Source organism: Chitinophaga filiformis, assembly GCF_023100805.1.
In the GTDB taxonomy this organism is placed as follows: Bacteria; Bacteroidota; Bacteroidia; order Chitinophagales; family Chitinophagaceae; genus Chitinophaga; species Chitinophaga filiformis_B.
The window spans coordinates 5,897,716-5,917,193 of record NZ_CP095855.1 but is presented as its reverse complement, the minus strand read 5'-3'; the positions used below and the strand labels follow the sequence as shown (position 1 = coordinate 5,917,193).

12 protein-coding genes are annotated in these 19,478 nt (G+C 49.0%); 4 read left to right on the top strand and 8 right to left on the bottom strand.

Features of this window, described 5'->3' with window-relative positions; translation table 11 throughout:
* The 7 genes from MYF79_RS22945 to MYF79_RS22915 form a co-directional block, all read right to left on the bottom strand.
* Complete coding sequence (locus MYF79_RS22945; protein WP_247810156.1) at nt 1-1,989, bottom strand: TlpA disulfide reductase family protein; 1,989 nt, start codon at nt 1,987-1,989, stop codon at nt 1-3.
* Nucleotides 1,990-2,011: 22 nt separating this feature from the next.
* Nucleotides 2,012-3,544 (bottom strand): PKD-like family lipoprotein, encoded by a 1,533-nt coding sequence (locus MYF79_RS22940; RefSeq protein WP_247810155.1) that lies wholly within the window; start codon nt 3,542-3,544, stop codon nt 2,012-2,014.
* 33 nt (nt 3,545-3,577) lie between these two features.
* Complete coding sequence (locus MYF79_RS22935) at nt 3,578-4,333, bottom strand: DUF4843 domain-containing protein (protein WP_247810154.1); 756 nt, start codon at nt 4,331-4,333, stop codon at nt 3,578-3,580.
* Between the two features lie 22 nt (nt 4,334-4,355).
* A complete protein-coding gene (locus MYF79_RS22930; RefSeq protein ID WP_247810153.1) occupies nt 4,356-5,780 on the bottom strand; it encodes a RagB/SusD family nutrient uptake outer membrane protein in 1,425 nt (474 codons plus the stop codon).
* A 10-nt stretch (nt 5,781-5,790) separates the two neighbouring features.
* Entirely contained in the window at nt 5,791-9,090 is a 3,300-nt protein-coding gene (locus MYF79_RS22925; RefSeq protein WP_247810152.1) for a SusC/RagA family TonB-linked outer membrane protein, read from the bottom strand.
* Between the two features lie 263 nt (nt 9,091-9,353).
* Entirely contained in the window at nt 9,354-10,538 is a 1,185-nt protein-coding gene (locus MYF79_RS22920; RefSeq protein WP_247810151.1) for a FecR family protein, read from the bottom strand.
* A gap of 118 nt (nt 10,539-10,656) precedes the next feature.
* Nucleotides 10,657-11,241, bottom strand: a complete 585-nt coding sequence (locus tag MYF79_RS22915) for an RNA polymerase sigma factor (RefSeq protein WP_247810150.1) — start codon at nt 11,239-11,241, stop codon at nt 10,657-10,659.
* Nucleotides 11,242-11,428: 187 nt separating this feature from the next.
* On the opposite strand from MYF79_RS22915, the gene MYF79_RS22910 reads away from it, so the two are divergent.
* Together MYF79_RS22910 and gap are read left to right on the top strand one after the other, a co-directional pair.
* Complete coding sequence (locus MYF79_RS22910) at nt 11,429-12,433, top strand: GlxA family transcriptional regulator (protein WP_247810149.1); 1,005 nt, start codon at nt 11,429-11,431, stop codon at nt 12,431-12,433.
* A gap of 14 nt (nt 12,434-12,447) precedes the next feature.
* The gene (gap, locus tag MYF79_RS22905) at nt 12,448-13,455 is read left to right on the top strand and encodes a type I glyceraldehyde-3-phosphate dehydrogenase (protein WP_410688420.1); all 1,008 of its coding nucleotides are present in this window, start codon (nt 12,448-12,450) and stop codon (nt 13,453-13,455) included.
* A 9-nt stretch (nt 13,456-13,464) separates the two neighbouring features.
* Here the strand turns inward: gap and MYF79_RS22900 are convergent, their stop codons facing one another.
* Nucleotides 13,465-14,487 (bottom strand): LacI family DNA-binding transcriptional regulator, encoded by a 1,023-nt coding sequence (locus MYF79_RS22900; RefSeq protein WP_247810147.1) that lies wholly within the window; start codon nt 14,485-14,487, stop codon nt 13,465-13,467.
* 346 nt (nt 14,488-14,833) lie between these two features.
* On the opposite strand from MYF79_RS22900, the gene MYF79_RS22895 reads away from it, so the two are divergent.
* Together MYF79_RS22895 and MYF79_RS22890 are read left to right on the top strand one after the other, a co-directional pair.
* Nucleotides 14,834-17,794 carry a SusC/RagA family TonB-linked outer membrane protein gene (locus tag MYF79_RS22895; protein ID WP_247810146.1) on the top strand — a complete coding sequence of 987 codons (2,961 nt, stop codon included), beginning with the start codon at nt 14,834-14,836 and terminating at the stop codon, nt 17,792-17,794.
* A 25-nt stretch (nt 17,795-17,819) separates the two neighbouring features.
* Entirely contained in the window at nt 17,820-19,469 is a 1,650-nt protein-coding gene (locus tag MYF79_RS22890; RefSeq protein ID WP_247810145.1) for a RagB/SusD family nutrient uptake outer membrane protein, read from the top strand.
* Nucleotides 19,470-19,478: the final 9 nt, after the last annotated feature.

Genomic DNA, 19,478 nt, shown 5'->3' with positions numbered 1-19,478 from the left:
TCAATTCTCTTTTTTCAGCAATTCAATCACATAAGATATCTCATCAACCAATGCGCTGGGGCTTCCCATATAGCCGGTGGAGCTCCATCTTACCATCCCGTTCCCGTCGATGATCATCTTCTGCGGAATACCGGAGAAGTGCATGGCGGCAGCATATTTGGAATAAGTGTCGTCCAGATGACCGGTCCTTTTGTTAGGCGCATCATAGAGCACATTGATATTGTAGTTCTTTTCTTTGACAAAAGCCCTGATCTCTTCACGGTAGTTAGGTTTCATCTCCTGGGTGGCAATAAAGTAGAAGGCAACTTTGTCATCGTTCTTATACTTGTCCACCGCCATCTGCATACCCGGCAGCGCTGCCTTACAAGGTCCGCACCATGTAGCCCAGAAGTCGAGTACCACAATTTTACCTTTCTGTTTTGCCAGTTCAGCATATCCGCCTTTCATTTGTTCCAGTTTGAAGGAAGGCGCGGCCTGCCTGATGAGGGCTGATTTCAGGTGTTCCTGTTGCGCTTTCAGTTGCTCCGGATCCTTCATATTATTGAAGTATGCCTCAAAACCTGCCTCGCTTTTATGCTTGGCGATATACTCTTTTTTCAGCATATCGATCATTTCCGGGGTCGCCTTGTTCTCACGTACACTGTTTTCGATGATCTGTATAGCTTCCGCATGTTTACCGTTCTTTTCAAGCAAGGTAGTATACAGTCCGTTGAATTCAGCGCCAACCCTTTTAGGATCATGGTATGCTTTCGCCTTTTCCATATATACCAGGGCTCGTTTGTCATCGCCTGTCATATGCAGGAGAGAGGCATGGCCGAAGAAGGCAGGGCTGCTATATTGCAGTACATAGCGCTTCCAGGCCAGCGGGGAAAGGAACCGGGCCTCAGCGCCCTGTTTCTCTCCGGATAATTTTTCCAGCTGATCAACAATGGCCTGAGAGTAGAACAGAACGGAGTCCGGTTTCACGGTATTATGTTCAACCGGGTTCATGATCACCTGGCGGTGGAACTCTGTCAGGGAGATCAATGGCGCATCCTGTATCATTTTATACATGACGCTGTAGTCATTACGTTTGATGATGGGCGTATAGGCCACCGCTCTGTACACTTTCTGGTAATACATCCGGTCCATCTCCGTGTTCACATCCCTGAATTTCTTCGGCGGGAATAACTGTACGAAGTGCTGCCAGAGGCTGTCCCTCTTGTCGGATTCCCGGAACATCCTGTATATCCATTTATCCCTCGCGGTGATGCCTGCAGGGAATTGCTGCATAATGATATTGTTCATGGAGTCGGCGCTGGTTTTGCTATGCAGCAGATCATTATAGGCACGGGACACAGCGATCAGTTCCTCTTCCGTCACGTCCGGTAAGCCGGTAATATATTTGATCTGCTCTCTGATGGAGGAATCAGCGCGGCGTCCGTAATAATTCTTCATGAATGTGGATGCATTGTAGAAGATCTTCCTGGCGCTCTCCCGATGATCTCTTAATTCCCATATCATCCACTGTAGGGCTAATTGATCATCGATGAACGCTACAGTGTCAACAGCATCAGGAACGCTTTCATGGATAGACCTTGCGCGTATGAAAGCCCAGCCGGGAAAAGCGCCTGGTACGATTTTATGGTCATCGCCGGTCATCATCCAGGCATAGGTCATCTTACCGCCTTTATCTGTCTGGCCTGCAGCACTGAAATTGCAAACCATAATGGATGAGTTGGCGGGCAATACATATTTCGCTGCCCAACCGGAGTCCGTCATTTGCATGTTCAGGTCATCTGCCTGCCATTTAAAGTCGGCAAACAGGTAGATCGTGCCTGTTACCGGGGCAAGTCCCTTCAGTATGGTACTGTCGGGATTATAGCTGATGGTGACCGTGTCGCCGGCATTGGGATATTGAGGCGAAACGCGGAATCCCTTTTGAGCAGACACGCAGGTGGTCAGCAGCAACAGGATCATTGTTGCTGCCATCATGAAATTCTTTCTCATAAATATTTTGTGATTTCCGTTGTTAATAGGTGCCTGAACCTCTCGCTTTCGAGCTGATATCCGCCACCTTTCCAAATCCTTCAAATACGTTAAGTGGTGTAGCATCGATCTGACCACTGAGTGCATTCAGCTGCAGTTCGTATACCTTACCTTGCTGACCATCCCAGGTGCCTACATACAATATCCAGCCTGTAACTGTTGACAGGTTGTAGGAGGGATTAGGTTTATAGATCTTCATGCAGGTGATAGTCTCCCCTGCAGGCAGGCCGTCAAAAGCCAGCGTTGCTGTATTGGCGCCCTGGTAGTTGTATGCATAGATCTTCCGGTCAGTAGCATAGAGGTCTACATATCCCTGTTCACTGGCCTGGAAGAACTTGGCAGCGCTGATGTCAGGCAGCATACTCATGTCATTGGCACTGACAGCGAGATTGCCATTGTCGGAAGTATTGAAGTTGATGATATACAGCCAATAGCCGCCGCCCGTCTTGTCTTTGAAGAAGGCATGCGTATAGTTGTTGAATCCGCGGTCCATGTACAGCATATCCTTCCCGATATTACGCAGGTCGAAGGGCGGTTGTATGGTATCCGGCGGGGCGATGAAGTCTATCATGGAGCCCACGATGGAAGCAGGGTGAATGAACTTTCCGTGCTTCTGGTCATAGACGCCTGCTACAATACTGTAGTTGGAGCCCATTGCGAGGTAAGGCGCCAGTTCGTAGTCGCCCGGAACGGAAGCACCGAACAATGCATCTGTTTCATAGACGGTTGTGTACATATGTAACCTGCCTGCATTGATCAGGGCACTGTAGCCATTTCCCAGCAGCATATAAGCCTGCGGATTGATCACGGCATCACTACGGCGAAAGAGCGCTTTATCTTCTCTCAGCAGGGAGAAGTCGCTACCGCTCAAACGTGCGATATGTCCCGCACTACCTGCCATGATCCAGTTCTGCATGGTCTGGGAGCGTCTTTCCTGTGCAATGAAACGTGGTGCACCGCCTATTTTGCTACCGGTAGACGCTGAGAACATATGCCGGATATGTTTAGGCGTAATACCTGGAACAGGCACTGCATTCGCAGTGGTGATAAAATCCACGTCGGAAGAGTCCTGCTCTGTATGCAGTACCATGATGCCATATTCGATGCCTACAGACACCACCACTGTAAAGATCATATTTACCTTCAACTGGTTGGTGGTATCTGTTACGATCAATTCTGCACGATATTCACCTACTTTCTCGGTAACAGGCACATTCAGTGTCTTTTCCCTCGATATTGTCTTTACTGCTATTGTGCCACTATAGCTGCCTGTCACATTCGGATACAACAACCATTGGTAGCGTAAGGCCTTTGTATCGCCCCCCTCGTAACGGATGGCGGGATCGATCTGTAAGGAAGCATAGCGTTCAATGTAATAGGGATTACCGATACCGGCAGTATCTATTACAGGCATGCCCACGGTAGTATAATCATAGTCGCCCAGGTCTTTCTTGCAGGCGCTCAGCACCAGCAAGAGCAGTAAGGAAGGGAGTATATATCTGGAAATAAATTTCATGTCAGCATCATTGTTAGTGAATAATGGCCCTCATCAGGGGAATGTTACCAGTTGTCCGAATTCGTCGGTGAGATCAGGATCATGGCCGTCATTGTATGCCTTCAGTGCATCTTTCAGCATGGCTTTAATGTCGGTCATGGCTGCAGCGGTGAATTCACCATCTTTTGGTGGCACCCTTCCGCTTTGCTGTAAAGGGAATTGCTCGATGCCGGTGGTGGCAATGATGAAACGGTATTTAACAGTGCTGTAGGTACCGAAATAGGCAGAGAGGCTGATGAACCCATCCCAGTTGGAAGGCTTTACCACGTTATCGCTCCAGCTGAGGGTGAAGATATCGTCTTCTGTAACACCTGGTTTGAAATCTTTGGTAGGAGCGATGGCGATGTTCAGTGTAACGGAGGAGTCAGCAATATCTGCAGTACGGTATAACACGACTGGAAGGTAACCGGTGATGGAGTCGGCCGGTATAATGCCATCTATGAAATCATAATGCTTACCTGCCTGGGCGGTGGTGCTGTCAGGGATGGCCTGCCCGCGTACAACACGGTCATAGGGAGCAGCGTCCCCCATGATCTTCACCCTGATCAGGAAGGTATCTTTGGTGACTTCCATCGGTAGTTTCAGGAAGGAGAAAGATTTGAAAGTGATACGGGTCTGCGTAAGGTCAGTATTTCTTTCAAAGAAATACACCCGCGGATCGTTATTGTAAGAGGAAATATCCTTTTCACATGCTGTCAGTAGAAAAAGCAGCAATACCAGCAAACCTGTTATTTTATGAACTGTTTTCATGATGATCTTTTTTGTTACTGAATTAATTGCCGTTTCCATATTCCACTTCATTGTCAGGCAGCGGTAATACGTATACCTTATTGTCGGCCTTTACACTGGAATAAACGATGGTGGGCAGGTTCAGTCTTTTGTAGTAAAAGAATAGTTGTCCTTCACAATAGAGATCCTTTCTGTACTCTTTGAATATTTCTTCCTGTATCTGTTCTGTGTTAAGTGTTGCCGGCAGGTCAACCAGTACGTTCCTGGCTCTTCTCACAGTATTGAGATACGCCACTGCCTGCTCGGGATTGCTTTCTTTCAGTGCTTCCGCTGCGATGTAGTACATTTCAGAAATGCGCATAATCGGCATTTTCCTGAGATAGCTTAGGCTTACGCCTGCAGGCTGGGCCAGCTTGGTAGATACACGCAGATTAGTAGAGGTGTTTTCCAGCGCAGTAAGTGCCGTGTACCTGACATCGGCATCTGTTTCATAAATGCTCAGGAACTCGTCGCTGTTTGTTTTTGTCAGCACATTGGTAGAAGAAGGTGTGAAATAGGATGTTGTAAATGCGTCCATATCTGACTTGTACAGAGCGAAGATCAGTTCTGAGGTAAATACTTTATTACCGGAAGAGATCTCCGGAATATTTATCCAGGCAAACGCGTTGGTATTGATCACTTCTTCAGCTGCAGCGCGTGCCTTTTCTTTGTCGCCGATATACAGATAAACCCTTGCTTGCAGCGCTTTTACGGCGAAGTAGTTGAATTTATAAGAGCGGTCGCGCAGATAACCGGTGGTCGTGGTCGGCGTAGTGCTGCCTGGTACGATCGGGTCTGTGGTTTTCAATGCGGCTTCGGCTACGGCGCAATCGGCCAGTATGCGATTGGTGATCTCCTGAACGGTGAGCCTGGGTAAAGCGTTTACTGTCAGCTGATCCATGTAGGGAATCGCTTTTGCCGTGAGGCCACCCGCCGAAGCAGGCGCAGGAGCGAACAGACGCAGCAGGTCGAAGTGGAGGAATGCCCGCAGGCCATAGGCTTCACCCCTGATAATACTGTAGTTCACATCCCTGAACATTCTCTGATCGGTGGTATTAAGATGGCTGATCAGGCTATTGTCGTTGGCAACAGCATTGTACAGTCCCTTCCAGATACCATCTATCTTGCTTCTGATAGCGGCATTGGTATAATTGTATTGCGCAGCATAATAGTATTCATGAAAGGTGCTGGTAAAGCGGCTGTGCTGCATGGACAATACTTCCGTTAGTCCGAAGCTGAGTTCTTTTCCGTATACCGTATTTTCATTCATCTTCAGGTACACGCCTGTCAGTGCATCCATAAAGCCTTGTTCATCCCTGAAAGCATCGTCGGTGTCGATCTGTGTTTTTGGCTTTACATCCAGGAACTTATTGCAGGCCGTGAGCAGCAGGACCGGAAAGAACAGCAGTAATATATTTCTGAGTTTCATAATTGCACTGTTAAAAGGTGATCTGTAAAGAAGTAGAGATGGTCCTTGCGAAAGGATAGTCCAGCCCTCTTTCTGTTTTTACGGAACTGATCCGGGCCAGGTCGTTCATATTCAGCGCCAGGTATACACGGCTGATGTTGGCAGTCCTGAGCCAGTTGACGCGACTGAAATCGTATCCCAGGCTTACAGAAGAGAACAGCAGTTCATGCAGGTTCTGTACGAAACGGGAACTGGGCCTGGTATCTGTTTTGTCGGCAATATCCTTGAACAGGGTCCTGTCGCCCGGCTGTTTCCAGCGTTGTTCCACTGCGCGGATGTCCACGTTGTAATTGAAGTCCGCATTTTCTACCCTGTTTACGAGTGTGGTATTATATTGTTGTCCGCCGGTCCTGAAGGTGAACGCGAAGTTGGCCGATAAGCCGCTATGCTGCACATTTACACCAAAAGAGCCCTGGTATTCCGGGTTGCTGTCGCCACCTACGATATAGTCTCTGGCAGACCATATATAGGTCAGTGAACCGTCTTTTTTCATGAAGATCTCCTTACCGTTTGCAGGGTCAATACCCAGTGAAGGCACTACCCAGATAGCGGTCATTGACTGACCTGGTTCAAAGCGGGTAGCAGGCTTGCGGCTGTCGTTGTTGCCGGTGGTCACATCTCCTTTACCTTCATCCGCTTCTTTATTGAGCTGCACAAGTGAGTTGGACACTTTCCGTATGCGGTTGGTATTCTGTGCAATATTGGCAAAGACGTTTACGGAAGTGCGCGTTTCACTACGACTAAATACGCGGAGGCTGGCGCCCAGCTGGAAGCCTTTGTTGCGGGATTCGCCGATGTTCTCTTTATAAGTATCAAAGCCTGCTGAAGGAGCCACGATCATGTCGCTCAGCAGGTTCTTGGTATCGCGGATGTAATAATCGAAGCGCAGGCTGAGACTGTTGAACAGGGTGATGTCTGCACCGATGTTGTTGTCCTGCACCTGCTGCCATTGAAGATGAGGGTTGGGCAGTGCCGCGAGGTCAAGGCCCATATCTCCGTTGTAGGTCCTGTCGGTGATGTAATTGTAGGTAGCGAGCGACTGGTAGGAGTTGAAATTCTGCGTACCGGTAGTACCGACGCTACCGCGTAGTTTCAGCACATTGATAAAACGGAGCGACTGCATGAATTTTTCCCTGTGCAGGTTCCAGCCGGCACCGGCCGACCAGAAAAGTCCCCAGCGACTGTCAGCGCCGAACTGTGAGCTGGCATTTCCGCGATAGGAGAGGTCCAGCAGCAGGCGGTCGTCGTAGGAGTAGTTCAACGCAGAGGTAAGTGCAATGGAGCGGCTGGTATTTTCTGTTCCCAGCGCCTTTGTACCTGGTTTATAGCGGTAGCCGAAAGAGATATCGTCTATCTTGTCGTTCGGGAAACCTACCATAGTCATGCCATTGGCAGTAGTGACATCCTGTGTAACGGAATAAGCGCCGTTGAGGAAGAAATGATGTTTGTTGAGACGGAAGGAGTAGTTGGCCAGCAGGTCGGCGTTCAGGCTATTCATTTTCCCGTTGCGGATGCTGTATTCCCCGCGGTCGAGGTAAGCATCTGTACCGGGCAGCACGTTGGCATAGGACGAATGATTGGCCGGAGTGAACTGCTCCAGGTCATTCTTCTGCGCCTGTATTCCCACACGGGCTGTAAGTCGCAGGTTACGAGCCACATCCCAGTCGGTGTAGAAATTCTCTATGATGTTGGTATAGGTCGTGAAATCTTTTGAATTGAGTGTAGCGTCGTACAGGGGATTGCCCGCGGCGCCGTTGTTGTATGTTTTGATATAGTTACCGTTGCTGTCTGTTATTCTCCAGTAAGGGTTCAGCATGGCTGTGCGCGTAAAGCTGCCATAGGGAGAGTTGTCAGAGCGGTTGCGGTCTATGGTCAGGCTGTTCCTGAACTGGAAATTCTTCTTCCTGTAGATGAGATTGATAATACCGGAAATGGTATTCCTGTCGGACCCTTTCATCACACCCGCTACGTTGTTGTAGTTCAGGCTAGCGGAATAGCGGAGTGCATCGTCGCCACCATCAAGGGTTACAGCATGGCGCTGGCCGATGCCGTTACGGAGTGGTTGTGACAGCCAGTAGGTATTCACGCCTTCCAGCGCCGCCTGCAGGTTTGTACTGTAATCGCGCAGCAATTGTGCCTGGGTAGCAGGATCTGCAGAGCTGTATTTACCTGACAGCACTTCGGCATCGATCTTCTGCATGGAATTGGTCAGTTTATAGCTGCTCAGATCTGGTGCGGTAATGTCCATACTACCATTGTAAGACAACCTTAACTTGCCAGCGGTAGGCGGTTTGGTTTCTATAACTACTACGCCGTTGCCCGCCTTGGAACCATAGATGGCTTTGGCAGAAGCGTCTTTCAGCAGGGTAATGCTCTGCACAAGGTTCATGTTCAGGTCATTCACTTTCTCCAGCGTGGTCTGAAAACCGTCCAGGATGAAAAGCGGCAGGTTAGGATTGGTGGTATAGTCGCCCTTCAGGTCGGGAAAGCCAGTCTGGCCTCTCATCTGTATATCGGGCAGCTGATTGGGATTGGAGCCCGCATTCAGGTTTTCAACGATCTGGAAGGAAGGATCGAGTATAGCGAGTGCTTTCAGTACATTCTGATTGGAAACTGTTTTCAGCTGTTCAGAAGAAAAGGTGGCCACAGCGCCGGTAAAGCTCTCTTTACGGCGGTTGAACAGACCCGTGGAGATCACCACGTCATCCAGTTTGGTGGCTTCCTGTTCCAGTACGATCTGTAAGGCATTATCTCCTTTCACTTTCACCGCCTGCCGTTTAAAGCCAATGGCGGTTACCATTAGTGTCACATCCTGGTTGCCGGTACGCAGGGTGAATACGCCGGAGGAGTTGGTGAGCGTACCGTTTTTGGTACCCAGCACCATAACGGTAGCCCCCGGTATAGGCTCCCCTTTTTCGTTGGTTACCTTGCCGGTGATGTCTCCGGGCGGTAAAGGCGTTTCCGGAGCCTTTACCGCCTCTTTTTTCTTAATGATGACAACTCCATCCACAATAGAAAAAGTCAGCGCCTTATCCTTTAAAAGGAGGGAAAGGGCGTCCCTGAGCTGGAGGTTGTTGATGTCCGCATCTACTTTCCCGGCACGGTCCAGGTCTTCTGCTGTATAGAAGAAGTTCATGCCCGTCTGTTTACGGATGTCGGAAAAGGCCTTTTCCAGGCTGATATTTTTTCCGTGTAATGTGACGGTCTGCGCATTGACGGCTGCACAGACGTGCAGCGTACAAGCCAGCATAAGTATAAAGGACAATTTCATGATCATCCAGATTTTGGTTGGCAAAGCAAAGCCACGCTCTTTGTTTTTGCACAAAGCAGTTAAATACATAAATTTGTTTTGGTTGAAGAAATTGTGATCCAACGTTACAATTGTCACCCACCAAACCGGGATGTTAGCGCATCGCCGGTTTATTTTTTATGGGAAGACGGTTTCAGAGATGTGATTTGTACTATCTATAAAATGCTGTTTAAAATGTGAACAAATACAATTGTTGTGGTGGCTGATTGATTTGATTGGTTGGTTTATGATCTTACGATTACTTTATTGCCCGCTATTGTAAAATGTACGTTACCGGTAAGCTCCAGTATCTTGAATACCTGTGAAGCATTGACATTTCTCGGTATAGTACCGCTGAATTTTTTATCCGGTATTTCCTGGTATTCCACTTCTACATCATACCAGCGAGATACCTGGCGCATGATAGTTTGAATATCGGCCCTGTCAAAATAGAAATAGCCATTCTTCCATGCCAGCACCTGCTCTTCGTCGGCTGGCTGTATCGTTAATTTTCCTGTTCGTTTCTGCAGGATAGCCTGTTTACCTGCTTGCAGGGTAACAGCAGCGTTGTTGTTTTCAGTAGCTACCTGTACACTGCCTGATACCAGCGTGGTATGTACCGCTGCTTCGTCGGAATAGGCGTTGATATTGAAACTGGTGCCCAATACTTTTACGGTCACATTGTTGGCGGCAGACAGGATAAAGGGTTTATCAGCATCCTGTGCTACTTCCAGGTAGGCTTCCCCGGTGATCTCCACTTTCCTTTCATTTCCCGTGAATGCGGTTGGATACTTCAGGGAAGAGGCGGCATTGAGCCATACTTTGGTGCCATCGGGCAGTACCAGTTTAAACTGGCGTCCGCGGGGAGTGGTCATGGTATTGTAGGAGATGCCGGCTGAGGGAGTACCGGATCTGTAATCCAGTTGTCCCTTGCTGAGCAGCACTTTCGTACCGTTCTGATTGGCAATGACGCCATTGCCGGTGCTGTCGAGTACCACCTCCGAGCCATCGTTCAGCGTAAGCACGGCGCCTGTTACACCCGGTGTGGCATCGTGTAGTGGCCTCACAGTAGTGTTGGATGTAAGCGGGCGTGAAGCAGGCGTATGCCTGTACCAGAAGTATGCGCCTGTTCCCAGTAAAAGGAGCACAGCTGCGGCGGCAGCCCAGCGGCGGTATATGTATATAGGTTTAACAGGTGCAGGTGGCAGCTCATGGCGTTTTGCTGTCAACTGTTCTATAAAATGATCTGTCTGGGCCACAGGTACAGGGAACAGGTATTTGTCGGTCAGCATAGCATCCTGCAGGGCATGCTCCAGCAGCTCCCGGTTTTCCGGTTGCTCCATCAAACGGGCAAATTGTGCTTTTTCGGCTGTGCTGATGCTGCCGTCGATATACTTGTCCAGTAATGAAGTAAATACGTTTTGATCCATGAGCTGTTAACCTGTACGGTGGTTCTGAATAAAATATTTGTCCCTTGCACATATAAAGACGCAGGTGGAAAAGGGGTATAATAGGTCAGCCGGGAAATAAATTCAGATTTTTATTTTATTAATACATTGGGGCGATAGCTATCAGGAAAATAAGCACTTCGGGATAATTGGCCAGGTAGGCCCTCAGGGTATTCAGGGCCTGCACAATATGCCAGTTCACCGCTGCTTTTGAGATATTTAGCTTTTGCGCTATCTGTTCATGGCTCAGGTGTTCCAGCCTGCTCATGGTAAAGACCTCCCGCTGACGTGGAGGCAGCTTGTCGACCGCCTTCAGGATAAGCGCATAGGTTTCCTTGTACTGGTATTGCCGATCGGGGATCAGCATATCTTCCATCGGGTCTTCAGCAGCCGCGTCCGTTTTTATGACCTGCCTGCGCATGGCAGAAATGATCTGGTTACGGCCCAGTATAAAGAGGTAGTTCCGGAAGTTTTCGATCTCCGGTAGTTTTTCCCTTTGCTGCCAGATGCGCAGGAAGATGTCCTGGGTGATCTCTTCTGCTTCAGGATAAGATTTAGTGAAGGTCAGGGCATGGGAGAACACCCTGGGGTGATAGAAGCGGAGAATAGTACGGAATGCAGGTTCATCACCTGCTGCGACCTGCCCTAATAGTTCACGTTCATTATGTAATTCCGTAATATCCAAGTATATAATGACTAGCTGAAGCGCTAAAGATAAGAAACTTTACAGGCTCTTTTATCCTATGCCTGCAAACAGCAGGGTATTTCACGTCAGGCAGGCGTTTATAGGCAGCAAATGGCATAAATTGTATAAATTATGGCATTTGTGCCATCTTCTGTACATACTACATTTGTAACGTTCAAGCATTCTTATGCCGGGAAAAACAAAGAAACTGATCGTAATTGTACCTATGCCAGGTACTTTCCTGCTGGACATCGCCGGACCGGTAGATGTCTTTACCGCGGCAGACGCCATATTGAAAGAAATGGGCGGGGCGACCGCTGAGGGCTATGATGTGGTGCTGGCTTCTCCGCTCACTACAAAAAAGATCACCACAAAAAGCCGTATGGAACTGAGTTGCGAGGTAAGGGTAGACGCCATCGACAAGCCGATCGATACCCTGATCATAGCAGGTTTCCCCATGGCCATGCTGGAAACAAGCGGTGCATTTATCGGCTGGCTGCATGACACCTACCCTAAGGTACGGCGTATCTGCTCTGTGTGCGTAGGCACCTATGCGCTGGCAGAAGCCGGCATACTCGAGGGCAGGCATGCCACCACTCACTGGCAGTTCAGCCAGGACTTTCAGCGCCGGTATCCGGGTATTAAAGTAGACACAAATCCTTTTTATACACGTGATGGTAATGTTTATACTTCAGGAGGTGTGGCTTCCGGTATAGATCTCTCACTGGCACTGGTGGAGGAAGACTATGGACGCGACCTTGCCCTGCATGCAGCACGCAAGCTCGTTTTATACCTGAAACGTACAGGATATCAGTCGCAGTTCAGTTCTTTATTAGAGGTGCATACGATGGAGAATTCCATTGCAGGGAAACTGCATCCCTGGATCATCCGCCATTTACAGGAAGACCTCCGCGTAGAGCACCTCGCTGAACATTGCAATATGAGCCTGCGGAATTTCAACCGTGTGTTCATAAAAGAAACAGGTATGACGCCGGCGAAATTCGTAGAAAAATTACGCATAGAAATAGCGAGGAAATACCTGGAAGACAGTGACCTGAGCATGGAGCAGATCGCGGAGAAATGCGGGCTGGGGGGACTTGTATCCATGCGGCGCACATTTATGCGGCACATGATGGTGTCTCCATCTGACTACCGGCGTTCTTTCAGAACATCATTACAAACACTTAATTGATCACCCAAAAATATATAACGATGAAAATAGCTATCAATGGATTCGGACGTATAGGCAGAATGACGCTGAGAGCATTACAGAACAAGAAGGGAGTAGAAGTAGTTGCGGTTAATGATCTTACGGATATCGGGTTGCTTGCGCACCTGTTGAAATATGATACCTCTCACGGGAAATTCCCGGGAACAGTGACACACGACGATAAACATCTGATTGTGAACGGTAAGAACATCCTGCTGCTGAACGAGCGCTCGCCGGAGAAACTGCCCTGGGCGCAACTGGGAGTAGACGTAGTGATTGAGTCTACCGGCCGCTTTACACAAAAGGAACTGGCACAACAGCATATTACTGCCGGTGCGGGAAAGGTGCTGATCACAGCGCCTGCAAGCGGTGGCGTTAAGACGATCGTGGCAGGTGTCAACAACGACCAGATAAGTGCAGATGATCAGATCCTTTCCACAGCTTCCTGTACCACAAACTGTATTGCACCCGTATTATACCTGCTTGATAAGGAATATGGCATTGCTTCCGGTTATATGAGCACTGTACATGCATTCACCATGGACCAGATGCTGCAGGACGGTCCGCATAAAGATTACAGGAGAGCGAGGGCAGCTACGCAGTCCATCATCCCCACCACTACCGGCGCGGCTAAAGCCATTGGCGATGTACTGCCTGATCTGAAAGGTAAAATGGATGGTTTCTCCTACAGGATACCTGTGATTGATGGTTCCATTGCGGATATGTCGCTCAACCTGGTGAAACCCGCTTCTGCGGCTGAGATCAACCAGTTGTTTAAAAATTATGCGGATACATCTCTGAAAGGTGTGTTGGAGTATACAGAGGAACCGCTGGTTTCTGCGGATATCCTGGGAAATACACATTCCTCCATCGTAGATGGTACCCTGACACGTGCAATAGGCAACCTGGTAAAGATAGTAGCCTGGTACGACAATGAAGTGGGTATCTCTAACAGGATCGCCGAGCTGACCGTAGAACTGGCCGCACAGCAGGTGCCTGCATGATAAACTGTATCAGGAAGATGCCTGTACGATGAGGTTTGTATTCAGTATCTTCCTTTCAAATTCCTTTACGGGCTTTTTGCTCTCTATCAGTTGGAGCAGCAGGTTGGTAGCGATCTGTCCCATTTCGAAGGCCGGCTGTCTCACAACGGTCAGCGGCGGGTGTAGCAGTTCTATTAAATCTGAATTGGAAAAGCCGACAAGGGCAATGTCCTGGGGAATACGGATACCTTTGTTTTTTAACACACGCATACAATTGGTGGTCAGTTTATCTGACGCCGTAAAAATAGCATCAGGCCGTGGGCGCAGTTTCAATAGCTGGCTCACGGCCTGTTCTACTTCCTGTAGTTGAAGTCCGGCGTAACGGCTGTATTTGATCAGGGCTTTGCCCGGTTTTACCCTGGTATGCGCCAGTGCTTCCCGGTAGCCTGCAATGCGCTCGCGGCTGATAGACAGGTTCTCCGGACCTGCAATAACAGCAATATGTTTGTACCCTTTATTGATCAGGTGCAGTGTGGCATCGTAAGCGCCCCTGAAATTGTCTACCATCACTTTATGGGTCTGTATCTCTTCCACAATACGGTCAAAGAATACAATAGGAAAACCTCTTTCATGCAATCTCTTCAGGGGGTCCATGTTTTCCGTACCACTGGACACAGAGATGAGCAGTCCGTCAATGGAGCGGGATGCCAGGTATTGCAGTGTCATCACCTCTTTGTCGAACGATTCATGCGTTTGTGAGATCATTACATTATACCCTTTGTCTTTTGCAACGGATTCAATACCGTTGATGGCCTGTGAAAAGAAACTGTTGGCGATCTCGGCAACGATGACACCGATGGAGCGGCTTCTTTTTTCTTTCAGGCTTAAGGCGATCGGGTTGGGATGGTAGTTGATCCTCGTGGCATATTCCAGCACCAGCTGTTTGGTGGCAATACTGATCTCATGGCTGTCCCGCAGGGCACGGGACACGGTAGAGGTGGATAACCCCAGCGCAATAGCGATATCTTTTATAGTAGCGGCTTCGAATTTCATAACGGAATAAGTAAATATACTTATAATTTATCTTATACTATATTGGTGTCATCCCAACACGTATGAAAACGCCTCAGAGATGAATAAAGCGCTGATATTTTGGTTGCGAGGTTAACCTGCTTCGCCACTGCTCACGGGCAGCGGTTATGTAGTCCGCAAACGTTTGCGTAAATAAATACCTGCAAACCTTTCCGAATTAATGAATATAGCTGTAGAATTGTTTCGGGGATATCGGTAGAAGGATCCGATACAAACCAGTACTGCTTTGTATTGCCACTGTAGCAATAGTATTCCGTTGCGGATTAACAAGACCCAAATTTAGAAGACATATATACAACATTACGTTATGAAAAAACTGTTATTGATGTACTGGCTATTGCTGGGCGTTGCCGGGATGGCATTTGCACAGGGCCAGGTTATAAAAGGGCGTGTCTCCGACGCAGCAACAGGAGAGCCGCTCGTAATGGTGAACATACATCTTAAAGGTACCACAACAGGTGTGCAGACAGATGCCACCGGCGCGTTTTCCCTTACAGTTCCCGATGCCAGAACAGGTGTATTGATATTCAGTTATCTGGGTTATCAGGCACAGACGCAAAACATTAACGGCAGCAACAACCTCATTGTGAAACTTGAAAAGGATAATAAGCAGCTGGACGAAGTCGTGGTAGTAGGTTATGGTGAAGTGAAGAAACGCGACCTTACAGGAGCTGTTGTTTCTGTGAAGGGAGAAGAGCTGAAGAAGATCCCTTCCACGAACGTGATGGAGTCTGTACAGGGCAAACTGCCTGGTGTGGATATTACCAAAAGCAGCGGTGCATCCGGCGCAAAAGTGAATGTAACGGTAAGAGGTAACCGCTCTATCCGTGCTGATAACGGACCGCTCTACATTGTGGACGGTGTACAATATGAGAACATCCAGGACATTAACCCGAATGATATTCAGTCCATGGAAGTACTGAAAGATGCTTCCTCAACTGCTATTTATGGTTCCAGGGGCGCCAACGGCGTTATTATTGTTACAACAAAAAAAGGCGCTGGCGGAAAGCCTCGTGTTACTGTCAACACCTATGTCGGCCTCTCGCAGGTAGCAGGATATCCCTACATGTCTACCGGCCCGCAATACGTAGCACAGAAACGTGAGGCGAACCGTACTACCGGTCGCTGGAAAAGCGAAGCAGACGATCCGCTCATCTTCAATGCATCAGAAGTGAATGCGATCCAGAACAACCTCTGGACAAACTATGCGGACCTCCTGATCCATGACGGCCTGCAACAGGACTACCAGGTAGGTGTATCCGGTGGCTCCGATAAAACGAAGGTGTATCTCTCACTGGATTATTTTGATGAAAAAGGCCTTTTCAAACTGGATCACCTGAAGAGATATGCTGCCCGTCTGAACATCGACCAGCTCATCAACGACTACCTGAAAGTGGGCATGCAAAGCCAGATCACCTACTACAACCAGGATACCCGTCGTGATCCGCTGAACCAGGGCAACAAGATCATACCGCTCGGCCTTCCTTACGATAACGAAGGCAAGCTGGTGACATTCCCCAACGGCGGTACGATGATCAATCCACTGGCGGATGAACAACCCAATGCATATCAGAACAACGGCAGGGTAACCCGCACATTTGTGAACGCCTATGTAGAACTGACACCTTTGAAAGGCTTGTCCTTACGCTCCAATTTTGGTGTAACACTGGATAATACCCGTACCGGCATCTACGCAGCTAAAAATACGATCGACCGTGCTACGGCTTCCGCTTCCCGCTCGCAGCTCAACAGCGGTAGCAGGCGTTTCCTCAGCTGGGAGAATGTGTTGAACTACCAGCGCAGCATCGGCGATCATTCATTCGGTGTGACCGGCGTGGCCAGCCTGCTCTCCGACCAGCGCGATTCCAGTTTCCTGCAGGGGGAGGGGCAATTACTTCCTTCACAATTGTATTATGCCCTGCAGAACAGTGTGAGCGGTATTGCCATCCGTTCCAGCTACATGGCCAGCAAACTGATCTCCTTTACAGGGCGCCTCAATTATAGCTATAAAGGAAAATATCTCCTGTCAGTAACAGGGCGTTCTGACGGATCGTCAAAACTGGCGCCTGGCAATAAATGGGCTTTCTTCCCGGCTGTTGCAGGGGCATGGAGAATCTCTGACGAAGCTTTTATGCGTGACCAGCATATCTTCAGCGATCTGAAACTGCGTGCCAGTTATGGCATTGCCGGTAATGACGCGGTACCGCCATATGCAACGGCCAGTTATCTGAACAAGATCCCATTCTCTTATGATGATACCAACTCCGCTATGGGTTATGGCATCGGTAGCCAGGTAGGTAACAGGTTCCTGAAATGGGAACTGTCGTCCACTACTGACGTGGGACTGGACATGAGCTTCTTCAACGGCAGGATCAATGCTACGGTCGACTACTATGATACACATACCAAAGACCTGCTGCTGCAGCGAACATTGCCTACATCTTCAGGCGTCAGCACGGTGATCCAGAACATCGGTAAAACAAGGAACAGGGGTATTGAACTCGGTATCAATACTGTCAATGTAAGCGTGAATGGATTGAGCTGGACCTCCAATATCACCTTCTCAAAGAACAAAGAAGAGATTGTGGCACTGGCGGATGCCAACACCAATGACGTAGCCAACAGCTGGTTTATTGGTCAGCCGGTAAAAGTGTTCTTCGACTATGAGAAGACCGGCATCTGGCAAACCAAGGAAGCAGATGCTGCTGCCAGATACAAGTACAAACCAGGAGATATCAAGGTACGCGACCAGGACAATAATGGCGTACTGAATTCTGCCGACCGTATTGTAGTAGGTAAACAGGTGCCTGCCTGGAGCGGTGGTTTCAACAACGATATCCGCTTCAGGAGTTTCGATCTGAACGTGTATGTGTTTGCACGTATCGGACAATGGATCAATTCAGAATATGCTGCCAAATATGATCCGCAGGGCCTGGAAAATAGTGCGCCGCTTGATTACTGGACGCCGGAGCATGAGACGAACGCCTATCCACGCCCGAATGCAAGTGTGTCAAAAGACGGTACGCCCTTTATCAAAACGCTGGGATATAAGGATGGATCTTTCGTAAAGATCCGCAATATCTCACTGGGGTATACCCTGCCTGCAGATGTTTTAAAGACCATGCATATGAGTAACCTGCGCGTTTATGTAACAGGTAAGAACCTGTTCACCTTCAGTAAGGTGAAAGACTATGATCCGGAGAGAGGAGGTGACCTGAGCAATCCGCTGACGAAGATGTATGTGGCTGGCCTCAATGTAGAATTCTGATCTCATTCAATTAACCTGACAAACCATGAAACATTATATAAATCTTTTCATTACCATACTGCTGGGCGTCGGTCTGCTGGCGGCCTGTAACAAACAGCTGGAAGAGTACAATCCTTCCGGGCTCACCGTGGACCAGGTGTTCAGTACACCTGAGGGTTTCGAAACACTGGTAAATGCTGCTTATTCCTACAACCGCTGGTGGTACGGAAAAGAAGAGGGCTACAGCATCTCAGAGATGGGCACTGACCTGTGGACAAGCGGTACCGGCGACAAATACCCTGATCTTACACAATATATCAACCTCCAGGCCAGCAATAGCGTGATGAGCGGATTGTGGCGGCAAATGTATTCGGCTATCAATCTTTGCAACACGGGCATAGCCAGGGTGGGCAATGCCGGGTTGACAGAAGACAAAAGAGTGATCCGCGAAGCAGAACTGCGTTTCCTCCGGGCCTTCTATTACTGGCACATTGTAGAGACCTGGGGCGGTGTTCATTTTACGCTGACAGAAACCAGCGGTGTGCAGACAACTGCCAACCGTACGCCGGTAGACACTTTTTATGCGCAGATCTTCCGCGACCTGGAAATGGCAGCTGCTAATCTGCCACGTACTACCAGCGACTATGGCCGTGCTACCAAACCGGCAGCCATGGCGTTCCTGGCACGCATGTACCTTACCCGTGGCCAGAACGATAAGGCCGCTGCACTGGCCGATTCGGTGATCAATAACTTCGGGTATGCGCTGCAGGCCAAATACGCTGACCTCTGGCGTATGGACAACCTGCAGAACAAAGAGATCGTATGGGCCGTTAACTACATGAAGAATCTGGTGTTCAACGACAGGCTGGATGCTACTTTATATCCCAACGGGCATTCCCGTGGCGCCAACAACGGGCACCTGATGTTTACGATGAAATATGACGACCTGCCGGGTATGCAGCGCGATGTTGCCAACGGCCGTCCGTTTAACAGGTATATGCCTACCCTGTACCTGCTGGAACTTTTCAATGAGAAAGCGGATGCACGGTTTGACGCCAGCTTCAAAAGCGTATGGTACTGTAATAACCCGGCAACAGGACGAAGAGGCATGAAAACGGGTGACACTGCGGTGGTATGTACCAAATACGTGGTAGCTCCTGCAGACACTGCCGGTAAACCATATCGTGTGTATGACAGGAATACTTCTTATCTTCCGGGTGAGGGAGGTGCTGACCGTACCCACTATATCTCCCTGAAGAAATTTGAAGACCCGACCCGCGGAGGAAAGGATGAGGAACAAAGCGCCCGTGATGCATATATCATTCGCCTGGGTGAGGTGTACCTGATCGCAGCAGAAGCACAGATCAACCTGGGCAACAAGGCCAAAGCAGCGGAATATGTCACTACGCTGCGCAAACGTGCGATCATTCCCGGTCACGAGGCGGAAATGCAGGTGACAGATGCAGATATGACCATTGATTTCATCCTGGCTGAAAGGGCCCGCGAACTGGCAGGAGAACAGCTGCGCTGGTTTGATCTGAAACGTACCGGTAAGCTGGGCACACAGATATCAGCACATAATCCTGACGCAGCGAAGAATTTCCAGTCATTCCACACTGTTCGTCCTATCCCGCAGGACCAGATCGATGCGGTGACAAACAAGAGTGAGTTCACTCAAAACCCGAACTATCAGTAATACTATAAA